The organism is Patescibacteria group bacterium (assembly GCA_035529375.1).
Lineage (GTDB): Bacteria > Patescibacteriota > Microgenomatia > PFEM01 > JAHIFH01 > DATKWU01.
The window spans coordinates 68155-80762 of record DATKWU010000018.1; the positions used below are offsets into that span (position 1 = coordinate 68155).

Annotated in this window: 11 protein-coding genes; all 11 read right to left on the reverse strand. The window is 39.9% G+C overall.

Going from position 1 to position 12608, the window contains the following annotated elements:
• Positions 1 to 4: 4 nt before the first annotated feature.
• On the reverse strand, positions 5 to 1432 hold the full coding sequence (locus tag VMY36_04405; GenBank protein ID HUV43111.1) for an FAD-dependent thymidylate synthase: 1428 nt from the start codon (positions 1430 to 1432) through the stop codon (positions 5 to 7).
• A gap of 34 nt (positions 1433 to 1466) precedes the next feature.
• Complete coding sequence (locus tag VMY36_04410; GenBank protein ID HUV43112.1) at positions 1467 to 1922, reverse strand: cytidine/deoxycytidylate deaminase family protein; 456 nt, start codon at positions 1920 to 1922, stop codon at positions 1467 to 1469.
• 78 nt (positions 1923 to 2000) lie between these two features.
• A complete protein-coding gene (gene topA, locus VMY36_04415; protein HUV43113.1) occupies positions 2001 to 3965 on the reverse strand; it encodes a type I DNA topoisomerase in 1965 nt (654 codons plus the stop codon).
• On the reverse strand, positions 3962 to 5050 hold the full coding sequence (gene dprA, locus VMY36_04420) for a DNA-processing protein DprA (protein HUV43114.1): 1089 nt from the start codon (positions 5048 to 5050) through the stop codon (positions 3962 to 3964). Before dprA ends, topA begins: the two co-directional genes overlap by 4 nt.
• 93 nt (positions 5051 to 5143) lie before the next feature.
• The gene (locus VMY36_04425) at positions 5144 to 5575 is read right to left on the reverse strand and encodes a hypothetical protein (GenBank protein HUV43115.1); all 432 of its coding nucleotides are present in this window, start codon (positions 5573 to 5575) and stop codon (positions 5144 to 5146) included.
• Between the two features lie 384 nt (positions 5576 to 5959).
• A complete protein-coding gene (locus VMY36_04430) occupies positions 5960 to 7633 on the reverse strand; it encodes a penicillin-binding protein 2 (protein HUV43116.1) in 1674 nt (557 codons plus the stop codon).
• Positions 7630 to 8061 carry a rod shape-determining protein MreD gene (mreD, locus tag VMY36_04435; protein ID HUV43117.1) on the reverse strand — a complete coding sequence of 144 codons (432 nt, stop codon included), beginning with the start codon at positions 8059 to 8061 and terminating at the stop codon, positions 7630 to 7632. The genes VMY36_04430 and mreD overlap by 4 nt, the downstream gene beginning before the upstream one ends.
• The gene (gene mreC, locus VMY36_04440) at positions 8058 to 8855 is read right to left on the reverse strand and encodes a rod shape-determining protein MreC (protein HUV43118.1); all 798 of its coding nucleotides are present in this window, start codon (positions 8853 to 8855) and stop codon (positions 8058 to 8060) included. The genes mreD and mreC overlap by 4 nt, the downstream gene beginning before the upstream one ends.
• Positions 8856 to 8998: 143 nt before the next feature.
• Positions 8999 to 11344 carry a Hint domain-containing protein gene (locus tag VMY36_04445; protein HUV43119.1) on the reverse strand — a complete coding sequence of 782 codons (2346 nt, stop codon included), beginning with the start codon at positions 11342 to 11344 and terminating at the stop codon, positions 8999 to 9001.
• A gap of 1 nt (position 11345) precedes the next feature.
• Complete coding sequence (locus VMY36_04450) at positions 11346 to 11969, reverse strand: Hint domain-containing protein (protein ID HUV43120.1); 624 nt, start codon at positions 11967 to 11969, stop codon at positions 11346 to 11348.
• Positions 11970 to 11976: 7 nt separating this feature from the next.
• The gene (locus VMY36_04455; GenBank protein ID HUV43121.1) at positions 11977 to 12570 is read right to left on the reverse strand and encodes a hypothetical protein; all 594 of its coding nucleotides are present in this window, start codon (positions 12568 to 12570) and stop codon (positions 11977 to 11979) included.
• Between the last annotated feature and the right edge of the window lie 38 nt (positions 12571 to 12608).

Here is a 12608-nt window from a genome sequence, read left to right on the forward strand (position 1 = left end):
ATTTTTAGCCCTTATCCTTTTGCGAGTCAAGACTTAAAGTTTCTTCAACTCCTGCTCGCCATTGTTGATAAATCTCTGGATGACCACAGGATTTTGATTCTTGACACTTACCTTTGTAACAACTAGGTCCAAGCTCTTCAAATAATTCTGGGTAATTTTTAATTGAAACCTCGGCAATCTGAAACATCCAATCACGACTTTCCCATTGGGCTCTATCACAGAGTCTTCGCTTACCAATATGAAGAATATCAGTGGCATTGGTCACTAAAAACGTAGGTACACTAATCATAACAAGAACCCCATGATCAAGTTCTGGCTCCGGAAAACCCAACTCCCGGCCTTTTCCGATAAAAGCCTTTGATAAGCCCAAAGTTTGGAGAAATAATTCTTTGGCTCTGGGATTGGCCTCAATTGAAGGCGGAATAACCACCTGATACCTTTTAGCGGCCTCCCAAATCGTCATTGCCCGTCTAATAGGAATTCTATGTCTCCTTATTTCTTGACCATTAGCTTCACTCATCGCTCCCATAACCAGAAAATGAGGATGTTCAGTCACAGAGGTATGGCCTGATTCAATAATATTCTCTAAAACCCTTAACTGTTCTTCTCTAGAAAAATCGGTAACAAATTCTGAAGGCGGTTTCTCCTGCCAGCAAGTCTTGGCCGCAACCGCCGCTCGGCCAACTGGATTGAAACTTAGAGGATGAACAATCACCTCGCCTTCATAACCATATAAATAAGCGGCTCTCATCTCTTCGATTCTCATCCGGTCCTCAAAACTAATTCCTTCTTGCTTAGCTACCCTTTTTAAATTTTCAATCGTCATTGGTAACTCTTGACCTAAAGTTTGAAGAACCTCCTCAGCCATATCCCTCATCGCCTGATAGGGTGAATTCAAATTGTCAATGGCAAAATCAACTAATTTCGGTCCTTGAATGGTAACCACCATATTCGAATCAAAAGACCAAGGAAAAACATAACGAGCGTCTTCTTTAGGAATTCCCATTTCAACCATCTGATTATAAGCAGCCATTGCTTGGTTCGCTAATTCCAAAAATTGGCCTTCAAACTCAGTTCCCATAATGCATTTAGGAGGATGAATCCTGCTAAGATCACCTTTTTCAATATTAATTCTCGCATAACGCCATGACTGGGCGCTGTAAACATCCCTGCCTAAGGTAATTAAATCATGGTCTAATCTTGGAATATGTTCCAAAGAAAAGCCAACTACGATTCCGGCCAAGGCTTGTCTTAGACCTTCAGCGTTAAAATATTTTTCCGAAACCATTTGTTCAAGAGTATCTCTTAATTCAGGCGAACAGCCAATTTCCATCTCTTTAACATGGGCTTCTTCAGGAGGAAAAGGAGATTCGGCTCTAAGACAATAAAGTTCACCTAAAAGTGGCTCTCTTCCTAATTCTGGCGAGGTCATTCTGTCCTTTCTACTACTGATAACTGGCAGAAAACTATTTCTTCTTTTGGGGTAGTTTAGTTAATTTAATCTTCGCTTGTCTTAAAAGTTTTTTTGTTTCCGGATCAGGTCGATAGACTCGACGATAAACAATTTTTTCAATGCCAGCATTAATCAAAACTTTAGCACAATTATAACAAGGAAGCCAGTTAACATATAAAGTCGAACCATTAGTGGAAACGCCGTGATAAGCCGCTTGAACAACAGTATTGACTTCAGCGTGAACTGTCCGAACACAGTGACCACCCCTCACCAAACAACCCTTAGCATAACAATCAGGAATACCCTTAGGGGCGCCACAATAACCAGTAGAAATAATTTTCTTATCCTTGACCAAAATGGCGCCAGCATGAAGACGTTGGCAAGTCGCCCGAGTTGAAACTAAATCAGAGATTTGAAGAAAATAATCATCCCAAGAAGGTCGGAAGTTTTTCTTTCTTTTGCCTGCCATCTGTTATTTGATAACAGATAAAGAAAATCTTTGTCAACTAGCAAAAGATAAAATTAAAGAAAAATAATAGCAATATTTTTACTTTGGTTTTGTCCAAGAAGCCCAATCACATTTAGGGTAATTGGAGCAACCATAAAATTGTTTGCCTTTTCTAGTTTTCCTGACCACAATTTCCCCACCACATTTTGAACACTTGACTCCTTTAAGTTTCGGCACATAAGGAGCCGTGTATTTACATTCTGGAAACCGGGAACAGGACAAAAACTTACCAAACCTGCCAATCCGAATCACTAGTTTCCCTTGTTTGCATTCCGGACATTTTTCATCAGTGACTTCAGTAGGAATTTGAACCCGCTCGGCCACTTGAGCTACTCCCTCAAGCTGTTTTTCAAAAGGCTGGTAAAATTCTTTAATGACTGGCACCCATTTTCTTTTACCATTAGCAATTTCATCTAATTCATCTTCCATCTTGGCGGTAAAATCATAATCAACAATTTCCGAAAAATATTCGACCAAAAAATCATTAACCGTGGTCCCTAAAGGGGTTGGCTGAAAAAGACCTTCTACCTTTTCCACGTATTGACGAGTCTGAATCGTAGAAATGATGGGAGCGTATGTCGAAGGCCGACCAATGCCTCTTTCTTCTAAAGCTTTAATTAAAGAAGCTTCGCTGTATCTGGGTGGCGCCAGGGTGAATTTTTGTTTGGGATTAAGCTTAACCAAATCTAAATCATCACCTTTTTTAACTTCGGGCAATTCCATCCCTCCCTCTGGCTCCTGCCGATTATCAAGAATTAACCAACCAGCAAATTTAATAATCTTGCCTTCACTGGTTAAAAGATAAATATTTTTCTTAGAAGTGGCTTGGGTTTTAATCTTCGTTTTATCCCAAAGAGCGGCTTTCATCTGCGAAGCCAAAGCCCTTTTCCAAATCAATTCATAAAGACGTTGTTCTTCACGACCTAATTTTTCAGAAATTTTATTAGGCGCTCTTTGGATATCAGTCGGTCTAACCGCCTCGTGGGCCTCTTGAGCCACCTTGGATTTAGTTTGATAAAAATAAGGCTTCTCCGGAACATATTCCTTCCCATAAGTACTATTTATATAGGCGCGCATCTTTTCGACGGCTGACTGAGCCAAATTAAAGGAATCAGTCCGATGATAGGTAATCAAACCTTTTTCATAAAGACGCTGGGCCGCATACATCGTTCTCTTACTGGAAAAACCTAAACGCCGAACCGCATTCTGTTGTAAAGTGGAAGTACTAAAAGGCGGCAAAGGTCTTTGTTTAACTTCTTTTCTTTCAACCTCGTAAACCTCGTAATTAGCCTTCTTCAAATCATCAACCATTTCTCGAGATTGAGTTTCATTCTCAATCTTGACTGTCTGGCCATTTTTCTTAATTAATTTGGCTTCAAAAATAGGGGCGTCCTTTAATTGACCACCAAGAAGCTTCTTTAATTTAGCCCAAATCTCCCAATATTCTTCAGGAACGAATTTTTCAATCTCTCTTTCCCGATCAACAATCAAACGAACGGTCACTGACTGAACCCGACCAGCTGATAAACCCCGTCGGATTTTGCGCCAAAGGAGAGGGGAAAGTTTATAGCCAACTAGCCGATCAAGAATCCGCCGGGCTTGCTGGGCATGAACCAAATCAAGGTTAACTTTCTTAGGATCAGCCAAAGCTTTTTCAATTGCCTCTTTAGTAATCTCATGGAAAACAATTCGAGCTAAATCATCGGCTTTTCTTTTAAGAATATAGGCAATATGGAAGGCAATCGCTTCACCTTCGCGATCCGGGTCAGTCGCCAAAAAAATCTTCTTAGCTTTTTTAGCGGAATCTTTAATTTTCTGAATCGCTTCTTTCTTCTGAGGTACCAAAGCATATTCAGGTTTAAAGTCTTTTTCGACGTCAATACTTAATTTCTTTTTAGGCAAATCCCGAATATGACCCATCGTCGAAACCACCTGATAACCTTTACCCAAAAAGCGAGTTAAAGTTTTTGATTTCGTTGGTGACTCAACAATAATTAAATTCATTTCTTTATTGAATATAACATATTACCCAAATTTTTGATTTGACCCTTGATTTCCATCAAACTTATAAGCTTCATTACCTGACCAGGATCAAAACCTGATTCCTGGACAATCTCCTCAATAGATTTTGCCTGACTCTTAAGTAAAAATAAAATCACTTCTTCTTCAGGATTTTCAGCAACTATTTCCTTTAATCTTTTAATTCTAGTCTCTTTGTCAAAACCTAACTCTTCTAAAATATCATCAACCTCAAAAACAAGTTTGGCTCCCATCTTAATTAAATAAGCCGGACCAGCCGCATTTGGCGAAGTAATCGGACCGGAAACAGCAAAAACCTCCCGGCCTTGTTCGGCCGCATGACGGGCGGTAATTAAAGTCCCAGATTTTTTCGGCGCTTCAATTACCAATGTCCCTAAAGATAAACCAGAAATAATCCTATTCCGGGATGGAAAACTGCCTGGCGTGGGTCTCACCCCTAAAGGAAATTCGGAAACAACTGCTCCATGATCCTTAGTAATCTCCTGAACCAAACCAAGATTCTCAGGCGGATAAACCAAATCCAAACCACAAGCCAAAACGCCAATTGTCCGACCACCAGCTTTTAAAGCAACCCTATGAGCCAAAGAATCAACCCCGCGAGCTAATCCAGAAACAATCGTCAAACCGGCTTTTACCAGTCCCTTAACCAGGTTTTCCGTCACCTGATAACCGTAATTTGTCATCCTTCTTGTACCTACCACCGCCATTGCTAATTTGTCTCGAGGACTGATAGTGCCTTTACTATATAACACAAATGGCGGATTATCTGTCTTTTTTAAGCTTTCTGGGTAACGATTATCATCTAGAAAATAGCACTCTATTTCATTTTCACGCAACCGAAGAAAATACGAATCTGGATTAAAGTCACGCCTGAATCTAACCAACCGAGAAGTTAATTTTGGTCCCAAACCAATCGCCAACAACTCCCCTTTCTTGGCTTGCCAAGCTTTTTTAGCCGAACCAAAATAATTTTTAAGAAGAGCAAATCTTTTAGGACCAATTCCCTCAAAAGCCGAAAAAGCTAACCAAGACAATCTCTCTTCATTCACCCTTCTAGAATAACATAAGAAGTTTCTTGCAAAAAAGTAGCGAGGTTTAACGCTTTTCCATTCGAATGGAAAGACCTCGCAATAACGTACACTTTACGGGTGTAAACCGTTTTCTTGAACTTGAATCGAAACCAATTGGTTTGACGGTTGATCTGGATGAGGATCTGTTATTCTCCAGACCAAACAGAGAAGAATCATAGCGATGACCCGATTCGGCTGGCAGTTGAGTATGTCATCTACTAACCAGAAGGCAATCGGATACGAAACCAGCCCGCTGATGAAAATGTAGAAGCTGGTTCTGGCTATGATTCTATCCGTCATCGTCAACCCAATGACTCCAGTCATGATGAAGAGGAGTGGGATCAAGATCATATAGAAAAGCACAGGCACCTCCCATAGGAGATGAATGCTAATCTCTCTCATCTGAACCCACCTCAGCCAGGTGCTGAAGATATGATACTCGAATATCACAGCAGCACCTATCAGACTGAAGTAGTAGAGTCCCGCCAGTACCTTCTTTCTCATCTCTCCCCCTCTCCCTTAGTAGGAATTCTTCACCATGAAATAGTGGCAAGCAGCCGCTCCCGAGGCAATGCTCGCAACAATCAGGACCATTCTCGGGATATAGCGCCAAGCTAACGCAGGGTCTCTTAGTATGAGGAGAAACAGGATTATTCCCATGGCCAAGAGTCCAAATATGCCACCCCACATGAACATTCGATATGGCGGCATTGGCGAAGGGTAACCTATCTTGTCTATCCTCCAGTAATTGAATGCTGCTACGAATAAACAACCGCCCGCGAAACCCTTCAGTAGATCCCAAAGCATGGTCCCCTCCCTCCTTTAGTTTACTTTTGAGTGTGCTAAAATCTAATATAAATAGTATTCTATCAATTATTATAGGATTTGTCAATCAGTTTTAAACCAGACCTCCATTACTTCTTTGACAATCGGCGCGGCCACATAAGAACCCTCGCCTCCAGCTTCTACTAGAGCGGTAACGACAATTTCTGGATCATCCACCGGCGCAAAAGCGGTTAACCAAGCATGAGTTCTGTCTTCAGGATCGCCAAATTCAGCCGTTCCGGTTTTACAGCCTACTTGAGGACTAAAATCAAAGAAAGGAAAAGCGGTCCCTTCAGGCGAACAAGCTTCTTTCATTCCCTCTTTGATTAATTTCAAAGTTTCCGGTTTTAGTTTTAAATCCACACATTCAGCAGTCTGATCTCCTTGTTTGATTTTGGGTGAACAAAGCTTGCCATTATTGGCAATGACACTGGTCATCATATTAACCTGCAGAGGTGTTGTTAACAGGTCTGCCTGACCAATGGCAAAATGATAAGTATTGCCTAAAAACCATTTTTCGCCAATGGTTTTTTCTTTCCATTCTGGTGTCGGCACTAAACCCTTAACCTCTCCTTTCAAATCAATTCTCGTTTCCCGACCCAAACCAAACGCCTTACCCCACTCTGCTAATTTATTGGCCCCTACCCACTCGCCAATTTTGTAAAAGAAAGTGTCGGTTGAACGTTTAATCGCCCTGACTAAATTAATTTCTCCTTCGGTTCGACCGTATTGAGTGTAATACCAATTCTTGTAAATGTAATCACCAATCTGAATAAAACCTTGGTCTTCATAAACAGTTCCTTCATCAACTTTACCCTCCTCAATCCCCGCCGCTACCGTCACAATTTTAAAGGTTGATCCAGGTGGATAAGCCCCACTAATGGCCCGATTAAACATGGGTTTTGACTCATTAATTAAATCTTCAGACTTAATCTGATTAGGATCAAAGGAAGGCGAAGAAATGAGTACAATAACTTGGCCGGTTTTAACTTCAGTAACCACCACGACCCCTGGTCTGCCTTTTAAGGCCTGGTAAGCTACTTTTGAGAGCTGGGCATCAAGGGAAAGATGAAGATCTTGACCTGGCAGAGATTCTGTCCGACCAATTTCCCGAACCCGATTCCCGGCCGTGTCCACTTCATAGATAACACCACCATCCTGACCCCGTAGAATCTTCTCATACTCTTCCTCAATTCCGGTCCGACCCACCAAATCACCTAATTGCCATTGATTTTTTCTGACTTCCTCTTCACTCGCCTCGCCTAAGTAACCTAAGACATGGGCCAGAGCCTGACCATAAAGATAATCTCGACCGACATCTAAACGCAAATCTGCTTCCTTTTTCCCACCAGCCACCTCAATCCTCAAAGCTTCCTCACGACTAATTTCCTCAAAGCAATCCCCTTCTTCCAAATCACAATTTTCTTTTTTCAATCGGTAAACCGGTTTGTTTTTAATTAAAGGCTTTCCCTGACGATCATAAATCATTCCCCTGGGCGCCGGAATGATTTCTTTTTTAATCCGATTCTCCTCAGCTAAAAGCCTATTTCTGGCGCCAAGAATAATCTGCAATTCAAAAAGACGACCAATTAACAATAAAAAACAAATAATTAAAAAACCATAGAAAAAATAGATTCTGCCTAAAGAAAACCTATTACCTTGTCTATTTTCTATATCTGATTCTGTCAGAAAAGAAGAATCAGGTTTAGCGGTGATATCTGTAGAAAGTTTCCTCATTGAAGTCTAAGTTGCTTGCGATCAATCCGACCAACCAAAAAGACTAAAAGATATCTGGCTCCTAAAGCCACCAAAGCCAAGATTAAACTCTCAAACCAGAACCAATAATGAGAGAAAATAAACCTATAAACCAAAGAACTAAAGAAAACAAAAACCGGTAAAAATAAAGGATAGAGTGAATCAAAACGCCGTGAATAAAGGGAAAGAAGAAAAACAACTACCAGGAAAATTAAACTCGAAAGACCAAGAGGCATACCCTTAGCCAAATCAAGTAACAAACCTGAAAAAAAAGCCACCAGAAAAACTTCTTTAGTTGGCCGAAAGATTGCCCAAGCAAGAACTAAAAGCAAAACCAAATTAAGCCTTAAAAAAGCACCCTGTAAAATAGCTAAGAAAAAAACCAGAATTAGAATTAAATAGGGCTTCATGGTATGACCAAGAAAACAAACCTTAATGACGAATAATCAAGTAAAGGAGAAACTACGGCCTGCTGATAAATCTCGGCTGTGCCTTTGTTCACTTCCTTGATCTGACCAATGACTAAATCAGGCAAGTAGCCTTCTTCGCCAGAAGTGACTATCAAATCACCTTGACGAATATCTTCTTCTTGTAAAACCCGTTCCAAAACCAATTGACCCCCAAATTTACCAATCAATAAACCTCGGGCTTGAAAACCAGTGGCCCCAGGTTGTTTAATCACCACCGGTATTCTTGAATTAGGGTCAGTGGGTAACTGGACCAAACTTTCTCTTTCATTAACCATAACCACTCGACCCACATAAATATTTTCTGAAACTAGATTCATGCCTACCTCAACCTCCTTACTCCTCCCTAAATCAATCTTCAGTTGTTCAGTCAAACCAATCACCCTAACCATTTTAAACTGCCAAGCTGAAGGTAAAGATGTTCCCAAAAGTTTTTTCAAGTATTCGTTTTCCTCAAGGCAAGTAGTTAATTTATTTTGATCAAGAGCCAATTGACGCAATTCAACCTGAAGTTCAGCAATCTGCTGACTTTCATTTCGATCAGCCAATTGATTAAAAGACTGATTAACAGATTGATAGACTGAATAAAAAGGACGTTCAATAAACAAAAAAGGTCTTTCGAAAAAACCTGTCACTCCGGTTAGCCAACCAAAATAATCAAACAAAAAGAAAAAAATAGAGATAAAAACTAGAAGTAAAAAGAAAGGAAAAATTTTCCTTAAAGAATCGTTACTCATAAAAATATCTTAACATAGAATATTTTAATTAACAGGATAATGGGCAATAAATTTAAATTCGCAACTAAAAAAACCGCAATCCTCCTCTCCAATCTCTTAAGACTCTAGATAGACAATGAAAATGAAAAATAATAGCAATTAATCTAAGGGGGTATTTCCTGCCAAGTGTAAGAAGGGGTAAAGAGCACTGAAGGAGCAGTCATCAAAAAGTCTGGTCGGTAAACAAATTTCTCTGCTGGTCTTGTTCTGTTCAAATCCTCTCCTAAATCTCTTGCCAACTCAAAAGACTGAGCCACAAAAACTCCTTCACCCACAAACTGAACATCGTTGCCTTCACCAACTTTATCAACCTCAAACTCTTTATCAGTAATAAAGACTCCTTCCACTTGAGTTACTGTTTCCGCTACCTTGATTTTTCCTGAGGCAATAATGGCTAAAAAGCCATTAACATCAAGATTACTATCAATATTCACCTCATTATCAACTAAGATAACAATTTTTGTTCCCTCAGGAATACTCCAACCATCAACCGTTAAAGCATCAGCAGTGTAGTAAACTCCAGAATCAGATGGTAAACCACCACCGTAATCTTCTTCAGGTGAACCCAAAAGTTCATAAAAGTAATTGAATCTCTTCCGAGAAAATTCTGTATTGGCTAACCAGCCTTCCACAGAGACGTTCCCTTCCCCCCAAGGATTATCTCCCAAAGTTTCTTTATGAGAAACCACGCCTGGAGTGCCTCCCTCACCCGCTAAACAAAAATTATCATCCTCTCCAGGTAAATCAGAATTAATACTCTCTTGAGAATGAACATCACCTTCTTGAGCCTGAAACCAAGACCCAGCCGCCTTAGTCAAACCAATATTGATTGTCTTAGTTTCTCCTCCCTCAGTTAACATCACTTGATTAGTCTCATCACCCTCATCATCACAATAAATCGGATCAGAATACTCTCCAGGAAAAGCAGTCATCATCACTGTATGCAATTGATCTATAGGTACCTCAAAGGAATAATCAGGATCAGGAGTATCTGTACCATAACCGGCAATTTGAACGGTACCCCCAGAAACGGTTTCCCCTAATTCAGAACAGGAAGATCCTTCAAAAACCGTCCCCTGAATAGTTCCAGTTGGAGCAGGATAAAGAATTGAATCGGCACAATAACTCCATTCAGCTGTTTTAAACTTAACTCTTGCCATTACCGAATTTTCGCCAGGATTAAGCGTTAAAGGATAACTGAAATTTCCACCCTCAGGAATATCCATAACTGACCCCCAGGTAGATCCACTATCAATACTTAATTGAATTTTGCCATCTTCAACCGCTCGAAAGTGCCATATTCCCACTTTATGGGTATACATCGCATCATCTACGTAATAAACAAGAGAATTATTAATAACTTCAGCTTCTGCTTCATGGACGTCATCTGTTTTTAGTAAATTAAGCTCCATATCATAGAGCTCAAAACTATTAACATTACAATCATTTTCAGGATTTTCTTTTTCAGATATCTGGGAGTAAACAAAGAAATATTTCGTTCCTCTATCCATCTGAATTGTTCGCTTCCCTGAACTGGTGTAACTAGCGATGATTGCATTTGCCCTTAAGCCATCACTAAGATGCCAACGCATTCCTCGGGAAAAATTAAGACTACCGTGGCAACCTGTCTTGTTACACATCCTAAAATCAACACTGAAAGTAAAAGATTTGATCACATAACCAGTTGGAGCAGTAACCTTAAGAGCAGCTCCACACGGTTGTTCGCCGTCACATATTATGTGCTCAGTAAATCTTAACCGACTGTCTCCCGCAAGGTGTCCAAATTTTCCAGGACCACAAGTTAACTCACAATCATAGCAGGCGTGACTAGAAGGAGCACAAGTAGTTCCAAAAGCAGGATAACAACCGCGACAGGGTTGACCGGCACTTATACAACTCCTTCTTTTATACAAACAGCCATTAATTACTTGACCAAACCGGCAAACTTGGTCACCACCTCCTTCTGTGTAGCCATTACCACCCGGTCCAATACCGTAATACTGAAAAAGATTCCTGAAAGCGTTACCATGATTACCAACATTCCATGTTTCAAGATAGCCCTCATCCCTTAATTGATTGTCACTCTTGCCCTGAATTCGAGGAGCTACTTCAATAAAACAGACAGCGTCTCTTTCAGACCCTTTATTATGTACGGCAAAATCATTGGCGAAAAAGGTTTCTTCACCATCAACCGAAAGATTGTAAACTTCAACCGGCTCTTGTTTGTATTCAAGTTTAGTGATTTGCTCAGGCACCAAACCCTCTTCTCCCTTAACAAAAACCACATCGCCAATATTTAATTCCTTAACCTGAATAAATCCAGCCTCTTTAATCTCCGGTCCAGGAATTTCCACCACCTCTTGCGCATGAATGGTTTTAGAGAAGACGAAGAATAAACTAATTCCTAATATCCAATATCCAATATCTCTAACCGAGAGCAGTTTTTTCATCTTATTTTAATATTTCACTTACCTTCGCCTGTAAACCAGTAATCAACCGATAAGTCAGCGTATTTGAAAGAATATCTTTAAATTTATCAAGTGTTGTTTGGAGTTTGGTGCTTGAAGCTTGGTTATTCTCGCCTTTAATGGCGAGGAATGGGTGTTCTCCCGTCACCTTCACCTTCTTCCCACTTTCAGTTTCCAGCCCATAGTAGCCTTCCCGAATTGTTTTAGTCACATTAGAAACCGTGCCTTCTTTTATTTCCCCTGTCTCCGGATTAAACGAAGAAACAATCTCACCCGGTTTCAAGTCTTTAATTTGCTTCGTCTCCCCCTTCTGCTCTCCTGCTCTTTCACCCTCCTGTCCTAAATTAATCTCCGTTTCCCCAGTAAAACAAGGAGCACCACATGAAGAACAGGGGCAACAATATCCATCGGACATTTCGCAACCAACACACAAACAGTCACTCCAGGAACAACCATCCCCCATTTGACCCACCTCAATAATGCAACGTCCACATTCACAAGAAATGCGTCCAGTTGAAGTACAAACATCCCCATAAACACTTTTTGCCGTAAACATTAGGACACAAACGGTGAATAGCAAAACTAAAATTAAAGTCTTAGTTCTCATAGCAAAATTACTTTCTTAAAAAACTTAAAAGTGATAAAAATTCCCCCGTGATTATTCCTGTCTCTCCTAAATTAATTTTATTTACAACAACAAAGTCACCAATATTGATTAACAGGTTTAAATTGTCAACTTGGAGTCGATGAGAGTCTATAATGATCCCTTTTTCTCGGAGTTCTTTGTCTATAATTTCTTTGCTTTTTGTTATGCTTCTCTCTTCATTCTTACTTAGATTTAAACCCACTTTATCATCGGAAGTGCTCTTTGGCTCTCTAGTAATATCTGCATATTCAAAATCTTTGTTAATTTCTATTGTAACCTCCTGCCTATTATTTTCAATTGTCAAAAACCAACCATCAATCTTCGTCACCCAACCCCTGATGGCGATTGGTTCTTTAGTTTCTTTATCGTACAAAAACACTCCCTCTTGGTAAACAACTTCAGTATTGATATATTTTGATTCCTCGGCTGTCTTTCTTAAAGTCCAAAGATAATAAAAACCTTCAGCAACTATAATCAAAATTAAAATGAATAAGATTGGAAGTAAAACCTTAAGTAAACGAGGCAACCCTAATATTTTTTCTCTAATGGCAGGCAGCTGCATTAGTTAAATTTAAACAAATTTACTACTAGATGTCAACA